Raw genomic sequence first — 18,749 nt, forward strand, 5'->3', positions numbered from 1 at the left:
GTGGGATGGCCGATGTGGCGATCGATGCGGTGCTGTGTGACGTGGACGGTGTGATCCGGTTCTTCGACGACGGCCGGGTGGCGGCGTTGGAGCGGGCGGCGGGAGTGGCGGAGGGGAGCACGGCGGCGGTCGGGTACGCGCCGGAGAACGACCTGCCGCTGCTGCTCGGGCGGATCGGGAAGACGCAGTGGGTGGACTCGATCGCGCGGGGCCTGGCCGGCCGGATGACGGAGGCCCGGGCGCGCGGGCTGGCGGAGGCGTTCGCGGACTCGCCGTTCCGGGCGGACGAGACGGTGGTGCGGCTGCTGCGGCGGGTGCGGGAGCACTGCCGGGTGGTGCTGGTGACCAACGCGACGGCCTGGCTGGACGAGGACCTGGCCTCGCTGGGGCTGACGGATCTGGCGGACGCCGTGGTGAACAGCTCACGGGTGGGCAGCGCCAAGCCGGACCGGCGGATCTACGAGATCGCCGTCGAGCGGGCCGGGGTGGCGCCGGAACGGTGCCTGTTCGTGGACGACCGCCGGGAGAACGTGGACGCGGCGGTGGCGCTGGGCATGACCGGGGTGCACTACCGGGGGCCGGAAGACCTGCGGCGGGCGCTGGCGGGGGTGCTGGGGTAGCGGGTTCCGGGGTTTCGGTGTGGCTGGTGTGCGTGCGGTCGTGGGTTCCGGGGCTTCGGTGTGGCTGGTGTGTGTGCGGTCGTGGGTTCCGGGGCTTCGGTGTGGCTGGTGTGTGTGCGGTCGTGGGTTCCGGGGCAGGCGGTGTGCGTGCGGCCGTGGGTGGCGGGACGGCCGGTGAACGCGCGGCCGTGGGTGGCGGGGCCGCGGGCGGCGGGCGACGATCGGATGGACCGGGCGGACCGGGCGGATCCCTGAGGACGGTGGGCGGATGGCCGAGCAGGTGGGGGAGTCACGGGCGGAGCTGTCCTCGCGCCTGAACTGGCTGCGCGCGGCCGTGCTGGGGGCCAACGACGGCGTGGTGTCGACGGCGGGCCTGGTGACCGGTGTGGCGGGTGCGGCGGGCTCCCGGACGGCGCTGCTCGCGGCCGGGGTGGCTGGGCTGCTGGCGGGGGCGATGTCGATGGCGGCCGGCGAGTACGTCTCGGTCAGCACCCAACGGGACACCGAGCGGGCCGCGTTGGCGCAGGAGCGGCGGGAGCTCGCGGAGGACCCGGAGGGGGAGCTCGACGAACTGACCGACTACTACCGGGGCAGCGGGCTGGAGGACGGCCTGGCCCGGGAGGTCGCGACGGCGCTGACCGAACGGGACGCGCTGGCCGCCCACGCGCAGACCGAACTCGGCATCGACCCCGACGTGTTGACCAATCCCTGGGAGGCCGCGCTGGCCAGTGCGGCGGCGTTCACGCTGGGCGCGCTGGTGCCCCTGTTGGCGGTGCTGCTGCCGCCGGAGTCCTGGCGGCTGCTGGTGACGGTGGTGGCGGTGGTGGCCGCGCTCACCCTGTCGGGCTGGGGGAGCGCCCGGTTGGGCGGGGCCGGCCCGGCCCGGGCGGTGCTGCGCAACGTCGTGGGCGGGTTGCTGGCGATGGCGGTGACGTACAGCGGGGGTGTGCTGCTGGACCGGGTCACCGGGTGAACGCGGGGTCCGGGCGGGCGGGCGGCCGGGGGACGGTCGGTGGCGGGGCGGTGGCGCGGTGTCCCGTGGACACCCCCGGTGACGGTCCCGGCCGGCTCGACAGGCGAGCCGCTGCGGCCTGTGTTTGTGTGGCTGCAAACCGCTTGGGAGAGGTGAAACGCCGTGACCATGCCCCCGTTCGGATCGAACGATCCGTTCTCCGACCTGCTCAGCCGGTTCTTCGGGATGAGCCCGCTGGCCTCCCCGCCCGCCGTGCAGCGGGTACCGATCGGGCGGCTGCTCAGCGAGTCCTCGCAGGAGCTGCTCGCGCTGGCCGCGCGACGGGCGGCCGAGGACGGCTCCAGCGACCTCGACACCGCGCACCTGGCCTGGGCGGCCACCCGGGTGGAGCCCTCGCGCCGGATGCTGGAGCGGGCCGGCATCGACCCGGACCGGCTCTCCGGGGACCTGGAACACGCCCTGCCGTCCGGCAACCCCGACGCGGTGGACGGCCGGCCGGCGCTCACCCCCTCGGCCAAGCGCGCGCTGCTCGCCGCGCACGCCCGCTCGCAGGAGGCCGGCGCCTCGTACATCGGTCCGGAGCACATCCTGGGCGCGCTGCTCGACCAGGAGCGCTCGGGCGCCGGCGTGGCGCTGCGCAACGCGGCGCCCTCCCAGGAGGCGCTGAAGTCGGTGCTGGAGGGGCGCGGCACCGGCGGCGAGCGCAGCAGCACGGGCGCCCACCCGAGCGAGACGCCGACGCTGGACGAGTACGGGCGCGACCTCACCGAGGAGGCGCGCTCCGGCCGGCTGGACCCGGTGGTGGGGCGGGCCGAGGAGATCGAGCAGACCGTCGAGATCCTCTCCCGGCGGACCAAGAACAACCCGGTGCTGATCGGCGAGCCGGGCGTCGGCAAGACCGCGATCGTCGAGGGCCTGGCCCAGCGGATCGTCTCCGGGGACGTGCCGCAGAGCCTGAGGGAGAAGCGGGTGGTCACCCTCGACCTGACCGCCCTGGTGGCCGGGTCCAAGTACCGGGGCGAGTTCGAGGAACGGCTGAAGAACGTGATCGACGAGGTCACCGCGGCCGAGAAGAGCGTCATCCTGTTCCTGGACGAGCTGCACACCGTGGTCGGCGCGGGCAGCGGCGGCGAGGGCTCGATGGACGCCGGCAACATCCTCAAACCGGCGCTCGCGCGAGGAGAGTTGAGCGTGGTCGGCGCGACCACCCTGGACGAGTACCGCAAGCACGTGGAGAAGGACGCCGCGCTGGAGCGCCGCTTCCAGCCGGTGCTGGTGCCCGAACCGAGCGTCGAGGAGACGATCGAGATCCTCCAGGGGCTGCGCGACGCGTACGAGGCGCACCACCAGGTGCGGTTCACCGACGAGGCGCTGGACGCCGCGGCGACGCTCTCCGACCGGTACGTCAGCGACCGCTTCCTGCCGGACAAGGCGATCGACCTGCTGGACCAGGCCGGTGCGAGGGTCCGGCTGCGCAGCCTGAGCGGGTCCACCGAGGCGACCGGGGTGCGGGACCGGATCACCAAGCTGAAGCGGGAGCTGGACGAGGCCGTCGCGGACGAGGAGTTCGTCCGGGCCGCCAACCTGAAGACCGAACTGCGGCGGACCGAGGACGAGTTGGCGGCGGTCGCGGAGTCCCGCGAGGAGGTCGTCGACGTGACGGCCGACGACATCGCGCAGGTGCTCTCCTCCCGGACCGGCATCCCCGTCGCGGAGCTGAACGCGACCGAGAAGGAGCGGCTGCTCAAGCTGGAGGACCACCTGCACGAGAAGGTGATCGGCCAGGACGAGGCGGTCACCGCCGTCGCCCAGGCGGTGCGCCGCGGCCGGGCCGGGATGGGCGACCCGGACCGGCCGACCGGCTCCTTCCTCTTCCTCGGGCCGACCGGCGTCGGCAAGACCGAGCTGGCGAAGGCCCTGGCGGCGCTGCTGTTCGGCGACCCGGACCGGATGATCCGCTTCGACATGAGCGAGTTCCAGGAGAAGCACACCGTGTCCCGGCTGGTCGGCTCCCCGCCCGGGTACGTCGGCTACGAGGAGGCCGGGCAGCTGACCGAGGCGGTGCGCCGCAAGCCGTACAGCGTGCTGCTCTTCGACGAGGTGGAGAAGGCCCACCCGGACGTCTTCAACCTGCTGCTCCAGGTGCTGGACGACGGACGGCTGACCGACTCCCAGGGGCGTACGGTCGACTTCCGCAACACCGTGGTGATCATGACCAGCAACATCGGCTCGCAGCGGATCCTCGACCACGCGGGCAACGTGGACGAGATCAGGGACGACCTGATGCGCGACCTGCGGCAGCAGTTCCGGCCGGAGTTCCTCAACCGGATCGACGAGGTGATCGTCTTCCACGCGCTCACCCGGAAGGACCTGCTGTCAGTGGTGGACCTGCTGCTGGAGCGCAGCCGGCGCCGGCTGCGGGCCCAGAACGTCCGGCTGGACGTCACCGAGGCGGCGAAGGAGTACCTGGTCAACCGGGGCTACCAGCCGGAGTTCGGGGCCCGGCCGCTGCGCCGGACGATCCAGTCGGAGCTGGACAACCGGATCTCGAACCTGCTGCTGGACGGCTCGGTGCGGGAGGGGGACACGCTGATCGCGGACGTGAGCGACGGGGAGCTGGTGGTCACGCTGGCCCGGCCGGAGGCGTCGGCGACGTTCGAGGAGGCGGAGGCGGAGGCGAAGGCCGGGGCCTCGACGGAGGCCGCGGAGGGCTGACGCTTCCGGGGGCCGGGCCGGGCCGGGCCGGGGCTGGCCGGGGCTGACCTGGCCGGGTCCGATCCGGGGCTTGACCGGGGCCGGGTGTGCTCCCGGGGCTCTCTCCCGCGTTCGGGCGTACTCCAGCGGGAGTACGCCCGAACGCCACTGGTGGAGGACGCGCTGGAGCGGGGCGCGGGTCTAGCTTGTGGGCATGATGTCGCCCACGTCCCCGCCGAACGAGCCGTCCCCGCCCGGCCGGGCGTCGGGCCGGGCGTCGGACGAGCCGCCCGCGCCGTGGCGCCCGCCGTGGGCGCGCGCGGCCAGGGCGGGCTACCCGCTGGGTCTGGCGGCGGCGGTCGCCGTGGTCCAGGTGGTCGGCTCGACGTTCGCCGGGCACAACCAGCACGGGCGGGCCCCGCTGGACGCCTTCGGCTACCTGCTGCTGTTGCTCGGGCCGGCCCTGCTGGTGCTGCGCGACCGCCGGCCGGTCGCGGTGGTGGCCGGCACGTCGGTGGTCACCGCCGGGTACCTGGCCGCCGGGTACCCGTTCGGGCCGGCCTTCGTGAGCTGGCTGATCGCCTGCTGCACGGCGATCGGCTCCGGGCACCGCAGGGCGGCCTGGGCCGGCGCCGCCGGGGTCTACCTGGTGCACCTGCTCGGCACCTTCGCACTGCCGGAGAGCTGGCAGCGCGCGGCCCCGCCCTCCGGCAGCGTCTGGCCGGCGGAGCTCGGGCTGCTGGCCTGGCTGCTGCTGGTGATGGCGGGCGGCGAGCTGGTCCGGTTCCGGCGTGAGCGGATCGCCGCCCACCGGGCCTACCGGCAGCAGCTGGAGGAGCGCCGGGCCAACGAGGAACGGCTCAGGACGGCCCGGGAGTTGCACGACATCCTGGCGCACAGCCTGTCGCTGATCAACATCCAGGCCGGGGTCGCGCTCGCCCTGCTCGACCGGCGGCCGGAGGAGGCCCGCGGCGCGCTGGTCACCATCAAGTCGACGAGCAAGGAGGCGCTCGGTGAGGTCCGCCAGGTGCTCGCGACGCTGCGCGGGCCCGGGGCGGCGCCGCGCGGGCCGGCACCGGGGCTGGACCGGCTGGACGAACTCACCGAGCAGGCGGACCGGGTGGGCCTGGAGACGGAGGTGCAGGAGCGCGGCGAGCGGCGCGCGCTGTCCCCCGCCGTCGACCTCACCGCCTTCCGGATCGTCCAGGAGGCGCTCACCAACGTGGTCCGGCACTCGGCGGCCCGGCAGGCGGTCGTGGTGCTGGACTGGAGGGACGAAGCCGTGCTGGTGGTCCGGGTGGAGGACCCGGGGCCCGCGGTGCTCGGTGACGCGGGCGGATCGGGCAGTGGCCTGGCCGGGATGCGGGAACGCGCGTCGGCGTTCGGTGGCACCATCACTGCGGGGCCGCTGCCCGACGGCGGCTTCCGGGTCCGGGCGGAGCTGCCGACACCGAAGGCGGAGAACGATTGATCCGGGTACTGCTCGCGGATGACCAACTGCTGGTGAGGGCGGGCTTCCGGGCCCTGCTGGACCTCCAGGACGACCTCACGGTGGTCGGCGAGGCGGACGACGGCGAGGCCGCGCTGCGGCTCGCCCGCGAGCTGGTGCCGGACGTCGTGCTGATGGACATCCGGATGCCGCGGATGGACGGCCTGGAGGCGACCAGGAGGATCGCCGAGGACCCTGCGCTGTCCTCCGTGCGGGTGGTCGTGCTGACCACCTTCGAACTGGACGAGTACGTCTTCGAGGCCCTGCGCTCCGGGGCGGCGGGCTTCCTGGTCAAGGACACCGAACCGGCCGACCTGCTGCGGGCGATCAGGGTCGCCGTCGCGGGGGACGCGCTGCTCTCGCCGGGCGTCACCAGACGGCTGATCGGCGAGTTCGCCGCCCGGTCGAAGGCGCCCGAGGCCGCGCCGCAGGGGCTCCCGGACGTCTCGGTGCTGACCGAGCGGGAGCGCGAGGTGCTGGCGCTGGTCGGCATGGGGCTGTCCAACGAGGAGATCGCCCGGCGGCTGGTGGTCAGCCCGCTGACGGCCAAGACGCACGTCAGCCGGGCGATGGTGAAGGTCGGTGCGCGGGACCGGGCGCAACTGGTGGTGCTGGCCTATGAGTCGGGGCTGGTGCGGCCGGGCTGGCTGGGCTGAGCGGCCGGTGGGGCGAGCGCTGGGCTGGCGCTCGGCTGGCGCTCGGCGAGCGCCGGGTGGGCGCCGGGTGGGCGCCGGATGGGCGCCGGATGGGCGCCGCATGGGCGTCGGGTGGGCGTCGGGTGATCGCTCGGCTCGCGCTGGGCGGCCGCTGTGCGGGCGCTGAGCCGGCTGCTCCCGGCCCGGCGTGTCCCGGGCGGCCCGTACTCTCGGCGGAGTATCCCAACTGCCGCTGCTGGTAGGACGCGTGATGAGGATCCTCGGTGGGACGCTCTGGACATCTCGGGAAACACCCGAGGTCCTGGAGTTCCACCACCGAGGAGTTGAACCAACCATGTACACCCAGCTGGCCGACTGGCACGGCCCGGGCCCGTGGATCCTGCTGATCCCGCTGGTCTGGATCGCCGTGGTGGTCCTGGTGATCGCCGTGCTGCGCCGCACGCTCTGGCGGCGGCACGGTTGCGGGTTCGGGCCCGGTCTCGCGGCCGGTGCGGGGGCCGGGACGGCGGCCGTCGCGGAGCATCCGCTGGCCGTCCTGGGCCGCCGCTACGCCGAGGGCGACATCGACGCCGAGGAGTACCGCGCCAAGCGGGCCGTGCTCACCGAGCCGCCACCGCGGGGCGAGGCCGGAGGAGGTGGCGCCAGGTGACCACCCCGGACGCCGGACACGGCGTCGCTGTCAGGGCCGTTGATGCCGCCGGTGCCGCCGGTGCCGTCGGAATCCACGGCATCGGCGGTATCGGGGCCCGGGGCAGCCCCACCGGGGCCCGGGCGGTCCGGAAAATCAGCCCGTCGCCCCGGGGAAGACCTCCCGCAGCAGCGGGTCCGGCAGTCCGCGCTTGCGCCACTCGCGCGGGTAGCCCAACGAGACCTCCGTGAACGGGACGCCGTCGTAGGTGGTCCGGCGCGGGATGTGGAGGTGGCCGTAGATCATCGCCGCGGTGTTGAACCGGGTGTGCCAGTCGGCCGTCAGCTCGGTTCCGCACCACTGGGCGAACTCGGGGTACCAGAGGATGTCGGTGGGCTGGCGGACCAGCGGGTAGTGGTTGACGAAGACGATCGGGACGTCCGGATCGCAGGCCGCCAACCGCTTCTCGGTCAGCCGGACGCGCTCGCGGCACCAGGAGTCGCGGTCCGGGAACGGGTCCGGGTAGAGCATCCGCTCGTCCGCGCAGACGACGCCGGTCTCGTAGGCGGCCGCCAGGGACTCCTCCTTGGTGGTCGTGCCCGGCGCGCGGAAGGTGTAGTCGTAGAGGAGGAAGAGCGGTGCGATGCGGACGGGTCCGCCCGGGCCCTCCCACAGCGGGTACGGGTCCTCGGGGGTCACCACGCCGAGCCGGCGGCAGCGTTCCACCAGGTGTTCGTAGCGGGCCACCCCGCGCAGCTGGACCGGGTCCTCGGGGTGGGTCCAGAGCTCATGGTTGCCGGGCACCCACACCACGCGGGCGAAGCGCTCGGCGAGCAGGCCGAGGGCCCACTCGATGCTGGTCGTGATCTCGGCGACGTCACCGGCGACGAGCAGCCAGTCTCCGGGGTGGGAGGGCTGGATCTTCTCCACCAGGTCACGGTTCTCCTGGTAGGAGATGTGCAGATCGCTCACGGCGAGCAGCCGTCCACCCGTCGGGGTGGTCCGTCCCGGCTGTGCGTCGCTGCGGTTCTCCGTGGTCACTCCTGCCCCCTGATGTTGCCCGGCCGATGGGGCCCACCCTACGGGGCGGGCGGGGGGTGTGGGGCGGGTTGACGGGATCAATCGTTCGAACCGTCGGCCCGGGAGGCGAGGTCAGCTCGGTGGATCGGGGGCGGAGCGGCGGACGGAGGGTGGCGCGAGAGGCGCGGCGGGAACAGGAGGAAGGAGCGGCGGAGGAGGGCGGGAGACGGGCGTGGAAGGGGAGTTGGCGACGACTCAGGCGCCGAGGTCGAAGAGCACCCCGTGGGAGGTGGCGATGGTGACGGCGAGGATCGCCAGCGAGGCGATGCCGAGGGTCAGGCCGAGGAGGGCGCGGCCGCGTCGGCTGGTGCCGCGGACCAGGGCCAGGACGGCCAGGGTGATGGCGATCGGTCCGAGAACGATGTTGAACAGCAGCAGGCCGGGCAGGCCGAGGAGGAAGGAGGCGACGGCGAGGTTGTCGGCCTCGGCGGTGCTCTGACGGTCCGCCGCCTGGTGGACGGCCCTCTGGCGGGCGGCCATCCGGCCCTCGACCTCCGCGTGGCTGACGCTTCGCCGGCTGATGACCTGGTGGTCGATGCTCTGGTGGCCGGCGCTCTGGCGGCCGGTGACGGTGCTCATGGTGGTGCTCACGAGGGGTTCCTCTCTGTGGAGTTGTCCGCGGAGCGGCCGGGTCAGCGGTTCCGGAGGTGGGCGATGCCCTCGCGGGCGCCGAAGGCGAGCAGCCAGGCGGCGATGCCGGCGGAGGCGGCGAGGAAGACCGGGAGCGAGGTGTGGGCGGCGGTGCCGATCAGGACACCCATGGCGACCAGGGCGGAGAACAGGATCACGGCTGACTCCTTCGGCTGCGGCTGGGACTGCGCCGATTTCGGTTGACAAGTGTTCACTGACTTGGCCTCACTGTACGCCCGGCTGGCGCACTTCGGCAAACGAATGTTTACTGAATGGCGTGAGTCACACCGTGGGGGCCCGACAGGCCCAGAAGCAGCAGAGTCGGCGGGCCCTGCTGGACGCCGGGCTGCACCTGTTGGCTGATCAGAACCTGGCGAGCCTGGGCGTTCGGGAGGTGACCCGCGAGGCGGGGCTCTCTCCGGCAGCCTTCTACCGGCACTTCCCGGACCTCGCCACCCTCGGGGTGGCGCTGGTCGAGGAGTCGCTGGCGAGCCTGCACGTCATGATCCGTTCGGTGCTCGCCGAGGCCGGCGACGCCGAGGAACTGATCGACCGCGCGGTGGACGTGATCCAGCGGCACGTCCGAGAGAACCGGGCGCACGTCCGCTTCCTGGCGCGCGAGCGGCACGGCGGGGTGCGGCAGGTGCGCGAGGCGATCGACGCCGAACTCGGCCGCTTCGCCGCCGAGGTGGGGGCCGCCCTGGGCGTACAGCCGGAGTCGCGGGGGTGGAGCGAGCGGGACCTGCGGATGCTCGCCGAGCTCTACGTCGACCACATGGTCTCCACGGCCGCCGCGCTCCTGGAGGCACTGGAGGCGGACCCGGCCCGGGAGGTGCGGATCGCGGACACCGCGCGCCTCCAGCTGCGCCTGATCAGCCTCGGCCGGGAGCACTGGCAGGCGGACTGACCGTACCCGGAGTGGAGTTGGCGACCCGGCGGGGAGGTGGTCGGGCGGGTGCTGCGCCCGGCGCCCCGGGCCTCGCCCCGGGCCGAACCTCGGGCCGCCGCCTCGGGGCACCGCCTCGGGCCACTGCCTCGGATCGCGCTCCCGGCCGTACCTCGGGCCGCGCCTCGGGCCGCGCTCCGGGCTGCGCCCCGATCCGCGCGCCGGGCGGCGGCAGTTACCGGCCAATGCGGCTTGGGAGGTTCTTGGTAGTGCTTTGACTCTTGACAGTGGGTCATGTCCGCGACAGCTTTGGTGCACCCCCCACTCGTGGACCCCCACACCCGAGAGGTCTCTCATGAAGAAACCGCTCATAGCCACGGCTGCCACGCTCCTGGTCGCCGGGGCCACCGCCTTCGTCGGTGCCGTCCCGTCGGTTGCGGCCTCCGTCGACAAGCCCGCTGCCAAGCCCGTCGCCGCCGTCAACTTCGCCGGGACGGTCGCGCTCAGCAACTGTTCGGGCTCACTGGTCCGGATGCCTGGCTCGGTCGCGAGCGACCCCGCACTCGTGCTCTCCAACGGTCACTGCCTGGAGACCGGTATGCCCGGCCCCGGCCAGGTGGTCCTCAACCAGTCGTCCAGCCGGAGCTTCACCCTCCTCAACGCGAGCGGCGGTGGCGTCGCCACGCTGCGCGCGAACAAGATCGTCTACGGGGCGATGACCGACACCGACGTGTCGATCTACCAGCTGAACACCACCTACGCCTCGATCCAGTCCCGGTACGGGATAGCCCCGTTGACCGTGGCGGCCACCCACCCGGTCCAGGGCACCTCGATCAAGGTCGTCTCCGGCTACTGGAAGAAGATCTACTCCTGCTCGGTCGACGGCTTCGCCTACCGGCTGAAGGAAGCCGACTGGACCTTCAAGGACTCGCTCCGTTACACCTCCACCTGCAACGTCATCGGCGGCACCTCCGGCTCGCCGGTCGTCGACGCCTCGACCAACCAGGTGGTCGCCGTCAACAACACGATCAACGAGAACGGCGAGACCTGCACCATGGACAACCCCTGCGAGGTCGACCAGAACGGTGCGGTGACGGTCCGTCCGGGCATCGGCTACGCCCAGGAGACGTACGGGATACCGGCCTGCTTCGCCGCCGGCAACCGTTTCGACCTCACCCTCCCCGGCTGCACCCTGCCCCGCCCGTAGGACACCGGGAGCACGCCGCTGACCAGCACTCATTCCCCGATGGGCCATCCGCGAACGGCGGGTGGCCCATTCGGCCGTCCATCGGTCGGCCGCCGCACGACCCGCACGACCCGCGCGACGGTCACCACGTGCGCGGCAGTCACCACCCGCACCACCCGCACCACCAGGGCCGCCCGGCCGTACCGGCCGGCGGCCGTCATGTCAGTTGAGAAGACGGAGATTTGATGACCACCACCGTGAGAAGACTGCTGGCCTCCGCCCTGCTGATACCGCTGCTCGCGGTCGGCGGCCTGGCGAGCCCGGCCTCCGCCGCCGACGGCCGGAACGCCCAGGGCGCGCAGGGCGGCCAGGGTGACCAGAACGACCAGGGCAACGGCTCCCGCCACGGCCGGAGCCCCGCCGACGACCCGAAGGCCGACATCAAGGACCGCCTGGCGGCGATCCCCGGCGTGACGATCACCGAGGAGAAGCCGACCACCACCGGTCACCGCTACTTCATCGCCACCTACACCCAGCCGATCGACCACAACCGCCCCTGGCTGGGCACCTTCCAGCAGCGCTTCAGCCTGCTGCACCGGGGCTACGACCGCCCGACCGTCTTCTACACCAACGGCTACACCCTGGGCACCAACCCGTCCCGCACCGAGCCGACCCGGCTGGTGGACGGCAACCAGGTGTCCATCGAGTACCGGTTCTTCACCCCCTCCCGCCCGGAGCCGGCGGACTGGTCCAAGGCCGGCATCCGCCAGGGCGCCGCGGACTCGCACCGGCTGGTGACCGCGCTCAAGCGCATCTACCAGGAGGAGTGGCTCTCCACCGGTGCCAGCAAGGGCGGCATGTCCTCCACCTACTTCCGCCGCTTCTACCCCGACGACGTGGCCGGCACGATCGCCTACGTCGCGCCGAACAACACCGACGTCAACGACTACGCGGCGTACAGCGAGTTCTTCCGCACCGTCGGCACCCCCGAGTGCCGGTCCCGGCTGAACGCCGCCCAGCGCGAGCTGCTGGTGCGCCGCGACCGCCTGGAGCCCCGCTACGTCGCCGACAACAAGGCGGCCGGCTCCACCTTCAACACCCTCGGCAACCCGGACCGGGCGTACGAGGCCGGTGTGCTGGACGTGGTCTGGGGGTTCTGGCAGTACAGCCTGGAGTCCGACTGCGTGAAGGTGCCGGTGGCCGCCACCGCGACCGACGACGAGCTGTACGCCTGGTTCGACTCGCAGTCCGGCATCACCGGCAACAGCGACCAGTCGCTGGCGAAGTACACCGCGTACTACTACCAGGCCGCCACCGAGCTGGGCGCCCCGTTCTTCGACGTCTCGCACCTGAAGGACGTGCTGCACTACGACTACAAGGAGCTCTACTCGGTCCGCAGCTACGTGCCGAAGGAGATCCCGACCGTCTTCAACCGCAACGCGATGCCCGACATCGACCGCTGGGTGAAGCGCGAGGGTGAGCGGATCATGTACGTCTACGGCGGCAACGACCCGTGGGGCGCCAAGCCGTTCCACCTGGGCCGCGGCAGCGAGGACAGCTACGTGTACACCGTGCCCGGCGGCAACCACGGCTCCAAGATCGAGCAGCTGCCCGCCCCGCAGGCGGCGGAGGCCACCGCCAAGGTGCTGGAGTGGGCCGGACTGGGTGACCCGAACGCCGCTCGCTCGCTCGCCAAGTCGCCGCAGCCGGGCTCCGAGTTCGGCCCGCTGGACGTCGAGGGCCGGCGTCTGGAGCAGGAGCGCCGACCGCTGTAGCGCTTCCGCGCGCCGAGCCGCGCCATCGAACGCGAGGAGGAGGCCGCCCCGGGGTCCCGGGGCGGCCTCCTCCCGTCGTCCCCGCCGTGCGGACGCGGGCGCCGGACCCTAGAGGTCGAGCCGGGCCCGGTCGACCGGGTCCGTGGCGGGGCGTGCGGCGGCGGGGCGTGCGACCGGGCGTGCGGCGGCGGGGCGGGGAGGGCCCGCGGCGGGCCGTGCGGCGGTGGGGCCGGGGAGGTCGGTGGTGGAGCCGTTCCGGGCCGCCGAGGGCCGGGCGCGGAGCAGGACGGGCCCCAGGAATGCGAGCAGCAGACTGCCGTTCACCAGCAGGAACACGGGCAGGTCGAAGCTCTGGCGGCCGACCAGGGTGGCGGTCAGGTAGGTGAGGCCCGGGACGGCGGAGGCGAGCAGGGTGACCGCCATGGGGGCGGTGCGCTGCATGCCGATCTGCAGGACGAACAGGGGCAGCGCGACGCCGAGGACCGCGATCAGGCCGATGAAGGCGGCGCGTCCGGCGGTGGTGGCGTGCAGGCCGGGGCCCGGGCCGAGCAGCAGGACGAGGGCGAGCAGGTAGGTGAGGTGGAACCGGTGCGCGGTGACGGTGACGGGCGAGACGCCGAGGCCGCCGAGCCGGTGGGAGAGGACCGCGATGCCCGCCGCCGTCACGCCGGCCACCCCGGCCAGTGCGAGGCCGGCCGACAGCTGGGCCGTGGTGTGCTCCGATCCGGTGCCGCCGGCCCGTACGGCCGCGGCGAGGGCGAGGGCCAGGGCGAGGGAGCCGAGTGCCAGTCGGCGCGGGTGCGGGGCGCCGGCCGTGGGCCGCCGCAGGCCGGCGACGGCGAGTGCGGCCGGGCCGATCCCGGTCTCGACGGCGGTGGCCAGCGGTGCGGGGGCCAGGGTCAGCGAGGTGTAGAAGCCGAGGAAGGTCACGGCGGTGGCCGCGTTGAGCAGCAGCATCAGGCGCAGTGGCGCGCCGCGCAGCGACTCGCGTGGGCGGCCGGCCCGGCGCAGGCGGTTGACCAGGCCGAAGACGAGCGCGGAGGCGCCGAAGGCGGTGAACGAGAGCAGCAGGCTCTCGCCACCGCCGAGGTCGTCGGAGAGTAAGCCGTTCGACAGGGACTGCAGCAGGATCGCGACCACGACCAGGAGTGTTCCGTTCACTGTCCGCCCCTAACTACCTAACGCGTTTGCCGGTGAGCTGAGTCTGGCACGGCTCGGCGCGCTTGGCTAACCGGCTAAGAGATTGGCCGGTTGGTGCGGTATAGACTGGAGGGCATGTCGAGGCGGACGGGGGTGTCGCGGTGCTCGAGCCCTCGCGGTCGGCGCTGTTGATCGAGGAGTTCGCCAACACGGTGAACCTGGAGTACGGCACGGATGCGATCGACACTCCGGACCGGTTGGCGCTCTGGCTGGTCGAGCACGCCCTCCTGGACGCCTCGGGGCCGTCCGGCCCGGCGGCGGTGGACGACGAGAGCCACCAGCGGGGGCTGCGGCTGCGGGCGGGGATCCGGGACGAGCTCGGTGTGCACGTCGGGGTCGATCCGCGGCCCGGCCTGCGACAGGCGGCCGGCGGGGTGCTCGGCGAGCTGCCGGTGCTGATCGGACTGCACGGCGAACCGCTGCGTCCGGCCCCGGGGCTGTCGGCCGCGGACACCGCGCTCGCCCGACTCGCCATCGCCTGGACCGGGTTGCGGCTCACCGGGGAGGCCGGCCGGCTCAAGCGGTGCGCCGAGCACAGCTGCGAGCTGGTCTTCTGGGACGCGTCCAAGAACCGCAGCCGTCGGTGGTGTTCGATGCGGGTCTGCGGGAACCGGGTCAAGGCCCGGCGCTACGCGGCCCGGAGCAACTGAGCGCGGGGGGCCGAGCGCACCGGGAGGTGCCCGGCGGGGCGGGCGCACCGGGAGGCACCGGGCCGGGAACGCGTGTGGGGCCGCCGACCATCGGTCGGCGGCCCCACAGGGCTCGGTTCGGGGATCAGTTCACCGCGCCCGGCACCGCCTCGCCGGCCAGTGCCAGTCGCACCGCGCGCACCGCCTCGGCGCCCGCCCGTTCCTGGGCCTGGGCCGTGCTCGCGCCGAGGTGGGGTGTGGCGATCACCGTGTCGAGGGCGGTCAACGGCGACTCCACCGGCGGCTCGACCTCGAAGACGTCCAGCGCGGCGCCCGCGATCCGGCCCTCCTTCAGGGCCTGGGCCAGCGCGAACTCGTCCACGATCCCGCCGCGGGCGGTGTTCACCACGGACAGCGACGGCTTGGCGAGCCGGAGTTCGGCCTCGCCCACGATGCCCCTGGTCCCCGCGGTGAGCGGCAGGTGGACGGTGAGCACGTCGCTCTCGCGCATCAGCCGTTCCAGCGTGACCGCCTCGGCGCCGGACCGCGCGGCGACCTCGGCCGGCACGTACGGGTCGTGGGTGAGGAGCCGCATGTCGAAGGCGGCCAGGCGGCGGGCGACCAGCCGGCCGATCCGCCCGAACCCGAGGATGCCGACGGTGCGGCCGGCCAACTCGGTGCCCCGGAAGGCCGATCGCTGCCACCGCCCGGCCCGGACCGAGGCGGTGGCGGCCGGGAGGTCGCGGTGGAGCGAGATGATCAGGCCCACGGTGAGTTCGGCGACGCTCACCACGTTGGACTCGGGCGCGTTGGCCACCGTCACCCCGGCCCGGGTGGCGGCGGCGACATCGACGTTGTCCAGGCCCACCCCGGCCCGGGCGACCACGCGGAGCTTCGGCGCGGCCGCCAGGACCTCCTGGTCCACCCGGGTGGAGCTGCGGACCAGCAGCGCGGAGGCGTCGGCCACCGCGGCGAGCAGGGCGGGCCGGTCGGCCCCGGTGCAGTGCCGGACCTCGACGTCGGGCCCGAGCCCGGCGAGGGTCTGCTGCGGCAGTGGGTCGGCGACGAGGACGACAGGACGGGACAAGGCGGTTCCCTTCTCGTGGGGATGGGGTGGGGAGAGGCGGGGGCGGTGCTGGATCAGCGGTGTCCGGCGAGCTCGGTGCCCGCGCCCGCGCCCGCGCCCGCGCCCGCGCCCGCGGGCACGGGCCCTGGCGCCGACCCCGACCCCGACCCCGACGCCGACCCCGACCCCGACGCCGGCGTCGGCGTGGAGGCGGGCGCCTCCACGGTGAACCGGACCGACTCCACCAGCTCCGCCGCCAGCGCCTCCGCCTCGGCCGGGGTGTCGGCGCCGACGAGGATCAGTCCGACCCGGTCGTCCGAACTGCGCACGGGCTGGATCAGCGCGCCCGGCTCGACGCCCAACTCGGAGTACAGCACCGCCGGGTGGCCGATCGCCCGGTCCCAGCCGGACACCTCCACCAGCCGCCCGGGCGGCGGCATCAGGAAGCGGACGGCGGCGGCCCGGGTCGGGGTCAGCGACGCGGTGTCGACCGGCCGGCCCAGCGCGTCCTGGTAGACCATCCGGAACAGCTCCAGCCCCGGGATGGCGTGGGTGAGCAGCAGATAGATCCCGTCCCCGCCGAGGCGGACGTGCACCTCGCCCAGCACGATGCCGCGCTCGGTGCGCCACAGTTCGACGTGGAAGAGGCCGAACCGCAGGTCCAGGGCCTTCAGCGCGGCCGTCACCTGGCGGTCGATCTCCTCCCGGGCGCCGACCGGGAGTTCGGCCGGCAGCACGTGGCCGGTCTCCACGAACAGGGGCGGAGCCATGGTCCGCTTGGCGGTCACCGCCAGCACCCGGGGCTCGCCGCCGAGGAACAGACCCTCCACGCTGTACTCCGGGCCCTCCACGAACTCCTCGATCAGGAAGGCGGCTTCGGGGTCCGGCAGGGCGGCCAGCGCGTCCGGCAGTCCGGCCTCGTCGCGCACCAGGGTCACGCCGATGCTGCTCATGGCGTCGCGCGGCTTGACGATCCACGGGCCCGGGGTGCCCGCCATGAAGGCCACCGCCTGCTCGGCCGTCTCGCACACCCGCAGGGTCGGCTGGGCGAAGCCGGCCTCGGCCAGCGCCGTCCGGCAGGCGTCCTTGAGCTGCACCCGGCGCACCGCCTCCGGGCTGTTGCCCGGGGCCCCGAGCGCGGCGGCCACCTCGGCCACCGCCTGCTGCGCCTTCTCCCGGACCCCGAAGACCACGTCGAACCGCTCGCCGGCGGCCACCCGCTCCAGCGCCCAGGCGGAGTTCAGCCCGGGCTCGGCGAAGTCCACCGCCGAGGCCGCGTCGGCGAGCGCGTGCAGCTCGGCGGAGTTGGCGGGCAGGGTCTCGGCCTGGTTGGTCATGTGCATCCGCAGCCCGGCGGCCCGGCCCTCGCGCAGCGCCGGGCGGACCACCTCCTCGCTGAGCTCGAACGGTCCCGCCCCGCCGACGAAGAGCACGGTCGGCGCGGGGCCGGTTCCCCCGGCGGGCGCCGGTGCGGTCCGTACGGTCAGCCGGTCCAGTGCCGCCTGCACCCGTTCCAGCGCCTCGGCGGTGGTCGCGCCGGTGGCGGTGGCGACCGCGACCCGGTCGTGCGAGCTGCGGACCTCGCCGACCTCGGCGCCGAGCCGGGCGATGAAGTCCGCACCGAGCACCCCGGGCAGCGCCCGGGCCTCCTCCTCGCCGGCCAGCTCGGTGAGCACCCCGGGTTCGGCGGCGCCGAGGAACCGTACGGCGGTGCGGTGGGTGGGCCGGCTCGGCAGCGGCACGCCGACGGGCCGGCCGCGCAGCAGGTCCAGCAGGGCCGCGGGCAGGTCGGTGCGGTAGGCCTCGTTGATCATCGGCACGATCAGGTCGCCGGGCATCCGGCCGGCGCACTCGACCAGGTGGGGAACGCCCTCGGAGACGATCCACTCGCAGTGCGCGACGCCGGTGCCGAAGCCGACCGCCGCCAGCACCCGCCGGGTCTCCAGCAGCAGCCGGGCCGTCAGGTCGCCGGGCCGGTCGGCGGGCACGGTGTGGCCGAGCTCCACCGGGCGCGGACCGGGGAACAGCCTTTTCTCGGTGACGTTGCCGAAGACCGGCTCGCCGTCCGCCACCAGCAGCTCGACGCTGAACTCCGTGCCGGTGACGAAGCCCTCGACCAGCATCCGCAGCGGGAAGCGGCGGTCCGGCACGTACGGGCCCTCGTCCTGGTCCTGCACCTGCTGCCAGACCGCCTCCAGGTCGGTCCCCTCGGTGATCGCGCAGGTGCCGATCGAGGCCTGCCGGTTGGCCGGCTTGAGGATGGCCGGCAGCCCGTGCTCGGCCAGGAACGCGCGCACCTCGGCCAGGCTCGCCACCTCCCGCGAGGGCGGGTTGGCGATCCCCGCGGCGCCGGTCACCCGGCGCAGCGCCCGCTTGTCGCGCAGCACCCGGGCCGCGCCGAAGCCCGCCCCGGGCAGGCCCCAGCGCTCGGCCAGCCGGGCGGCGAACGGCACCGCGTACTCCAGCCCGGGCACCACCGCGACGGCGTGCAGGTCGCCGTGCGCGGCCACGAAGGCGTCCGCGGCCTCGTCGTGCTGGTACTCCCACTCGATCAGCTGCCAGGGGCAGTCGAGCCGCGCCAGCTGCTCGCGGGCGCCGCGCTTGCGGATGACGTCCGGTTCGTCGATGAAGACGACCAGCTCGTCGGGTTCCAGTCGGCTGAGCGCCTTCTGCCAGTCGGCGGAGTAGCCGACGACGACGATCGCTCGATTGGCAGATGCCATGGCAGGTGTCCCAACGTTTCGGGGTGAGGCAGGGGTGGAATGACCGGCGGCGGGCCGGGCCGGGGCGGGCGGGGCTCAGTCGGACGGCCGCGGACCGGCGGACTCCGGCCGGCTCAGGCCGCGCACCGCGGCCAGCGCCGCCAGCCCGCCGAGCAGTCCGCAGACCAGCCAGACGCCGTTGCCCAGCCGGCTCCAGGCCAGCACGCCGAGGGTCGGGCCGATCGCGATCCCGGAGCCCCAGGCGGCCTGGGACATCGCCAGCCCGCGGCTCTTCAGCGAGGCCGGCAGCCGGGTCGGGTGGGCGAACATGGTGGGGCCGTTGATGATCTGGCCGAGCACCCCGACCAGGGTCATCAGCAGGACCAGGACCGCCCAGTCCGGCAGCGCGTACCCGGCCAGGCCCAGTCCGAGCAGGGCGAGCCCGACGCCGCCCGCGGTGCCGGCCCGCCAGCGCTGCACGTACTTGGTGACGAACAGCTCGCAGCCGACCACCATGGCGCCGGAGATGGTGAGC

Annotated in this window: 16 protein-coding genes and 1 pseudogene; 10 read left to right on the forward strand and 7 right to left on the reverse strand. The window is 73.8% G+C overall.

Annotated elements, in window-relative coordinates; all coding sequences use genetic code 11:
- Positions 1 to 5 precede the first annotated feature (5 nt).
- From AB0E96_RS09855 to AB0E96_RS09880, 6 genes are all read left to right on the forward strand, one after another.
- Entirely contained in the window at positions 6 to 620 is a 615-nt protein-coding gene (locus tag AB0E96_RS09855) for an HAD-IA family hydrolase (RefSeq protein WP_359820757.1), read from the forward strand.
- A gap of 268 nt (positions 621 to 888) precedes the next feature.
- Positions 889 to 1,593 carry a VIT family protein gene (locus AB0E96_RS09860; protein WP_359820760.1) on the forward strand — a complete coding sequence of 235 codons (705 nt, stop codon included), beginning with the start codon at positions 889 to 891 and terminating at the stop codon, positions 1,591 to 1,593.
- A 162-nt stretch (positions 1,594 to 1,755) separates the two neighbouring features.
- Positions 1,756 to 4,308 carry an ATP-dependent Clp protease ATP-binding subunit gene (locus AB0E96_RS09865; RefSeq protein WP_359820762.1) on the forward strand — a complete coding sequence of 851 codons (2,553 nt, stop codon included), beginning with the start codon at positions 1,756 to 1,758 and terminating at the stop codon, positions 4,306 to 4,308.
- 193 nt (positions 4,309 to 4,501) lie between these two features.
- On the forward strand, positions 4,502 to 5,758 hold the full coding sequence (locus tag AB0E96_RS09870; protein WP_359820764.1) for a sensor histidine kinase: 1,257 nt from the start codon (positions 4,502 to 4,504) through the stop codon (positions 5,756 to 5,758).
- The gene (locus AB0E96_RS09875; protein WP_359820767.1) at positions 5,755 to 6,432 is read left to right on the forward strand and encodes a response regulator transcription factor; all 678 of its coding nucleotides are present in this window, start codon (positions 5,755 to 5,757) and stop codon (positions 6,430 to 6,432) included. The genes AB0E96_RS09870 and AB0E96_RS09875 overlap by 4 nt, the downstream gene beginning before the upstream one ends.
- Positions 6,433 to 6,766: 334 nt before the next feature.
- Positions 6,767 to 7,081, forward strand: coding sequence for an SHOCT domain-containing protein (locus AB0E96_RS09880; protein WP_359820769.1), 315 nt, complete (start codon positions 6,767 to 6,769; stop codon positions 7,079 to 7,081).
- A 135-nt stretch (positions 7,082 to 7,216) separates the two neighbouring features.
- Here the strand turns inward: AB0E96_RS09880 and AB0E96_RS09885 are convergent, their stop codons facing one another.
- From AB0E96_RS09885 to AB0E96_RS09895, 3 genes are all read right to left on the reverse strand, one after another.
- Entirely contained in the window at positions 7,217 to 8,101 is an 885-nt protein-coding gene (locus AB0E96_RS09885) for a metallophosphoesterase (RefSeq protein ID WP_359820772.1), read from the reverse strand.
- Positions 8,102 to 8,335: 234 nt separating this feature from the next.
- Positions 8,336 to 8,731 carry a DUF4190 domain-containing protein gene (locus AB0E96_RS09890; RefSeq protein ID WP_359820774.1) on the reverse strand — a complete coding sequence of 132 codons (396 nt, stop codon included), beginning with the start codon at positions 8,729 to 8,731 and terminating at the stop codon, positions 8,336 to 8,338.
- A gap of 41 nt (positions 8,732 to 8,772) precedes the next feature.
- Positions 8,773 to 8,928 carry a hypothetical protein gene (locus AB0E96_RS09895; protein ID WP_359820776.1) on the reverse strand — a complete coding sequence of 52 codons (156 nt, stop codon included), beginning with the start codon at positions 8,926 to 8,928 and terminating at the stop codon, positions 8,773 to 8,775.
- Between the two features lie 119 nt (positions 8,929 to 9,047).
- On the opposite strand from AB0E96_RS09895, the gene AB0E96_RS09900 reads away from it, so the two are divergent.
- The 3 genes from AB0E96_RS09900 (at position 9,048) to AB0E96_RS09910 (ending at position 12,617) form a co-directional block, all read left to right on the forward strand.
- A complete protein-coding gene (locus AB0E96_RS09900; protein ID WP_359820778.1) occupies positions 9,048 to 9,677 on the forward strand; it encodes a TetR family transcriptional regulator in 630 nt (209 codons plus the stop codon).
- 334 nt (positions 9,678 to 10,011) lie between these two features.
- On the forward strand, positions 10,012 to 10,863 hold the full coding sequence (locus AB0E96_RS09905; RefSeq protein ID WP_359820781.1) for a trypsin-like peptidase domain-containing protein: 852 nt from the start codon (positions 10,012 to 10,014) through the stop codon (positions 10,861 to 10,863).
- Positions 10,864 to 11,087: 224 nt separating this feature from the next.
- Positions 11,088 to 12,617, forward strand: coding sequence for a S28 family serine protease (locus AB0E96_RS09910; protein ID WP_359820783.1), 1,530 nt, complete (start codon positions 11,088 to 11,090; stop codon positions 12,615 to 12,617).
- Between the two features lie 108 nt (positions 12,618 to 12,725).
- Here the strand turns inward: AB0E96_RS09910 and AB0E96_RS09915 are convergent, their stop codons facing one another.
- Positions 12,726 to 13,778, reverse strand: a complete 1,053-nt coding sequence (locus AB0E96_RS09915; RefSeq protein WP_359820786.1) for a hypothetical protein — start codon at positions 13,776 to 13,778, stop codon at positions 12,726 to 12,728.
- Between the two features lie 140 nt (positions 13,779 to 13,918).
- Between AB0E96_RS09915 and AB0E96_RS09920 the strand changes: the two genes are divergently transcribed.
- Positions 13,919 to 14,467 (forward strand): CGNR zinc finger domain-containing protein, encoded by a 549-nt coding sequence (locus tag AB0E96_RS09920; RefSeq protein ID WP_359820788.1) that lies wholly within the window; start codon positions 13,919 to 13,921, stop codon positions 14,465 to 14,467.
- A gap of 124 nt (positions 14,468 to 14,591) precedes the next feature.
- Here the strand turns inward: AB0E96_RS09920 and AB0E96_RS09925 are convergent, their stop codons facing one another.
- From AB0E96_RS09925 to AB0E96_RS09935, 3 genes and pseudogenes are all read right to left on the reverse strand, one after another.
- Positions 14,592 to 15,533: a hydroxyacid dehydrogenase gene (locus tag AB0E96_RS09925; protein ID WP_359820791.1), complete on the reverse strand. Its 942-nt coding sequence runs from the start codon at positions 15,531 to 15,533 to the stop codon at positions 14,592 to 14,594.
- A gap of 53 nt (positions 15,534 to 15,586) precedes the next feature.
- Positions 15,587 to 18,235 (reverse strand): ATP-grasp domain-containing protein, encoded by a 2,649-nt coding sequence (locus AB0E96_RS09930; RefSeq protein ID WP_359820794.1) that lies wholly within the window; start codon positions 18,233 to 18,235, stop codon positions 15,587 to 15,589.
- 75 nt (positions 18,236 to 18,310) lie between these two features.
- A pseudogene (locus AB0E96_RS09935) lies at positions 18,311 to 18,749 on the reverse strand (MFS transporter); the annotation flags it as partial.

It is taken from the genome of Kitasatospora sp. NPDC036755 (assembly GCF_040636595.1).
Taxonomy (GTDB): domain Bacteria; phylum Actinomycetota; class Actinomycetes; order Streptomycetales; family Streptomycetaceae; genus Kitasatospora.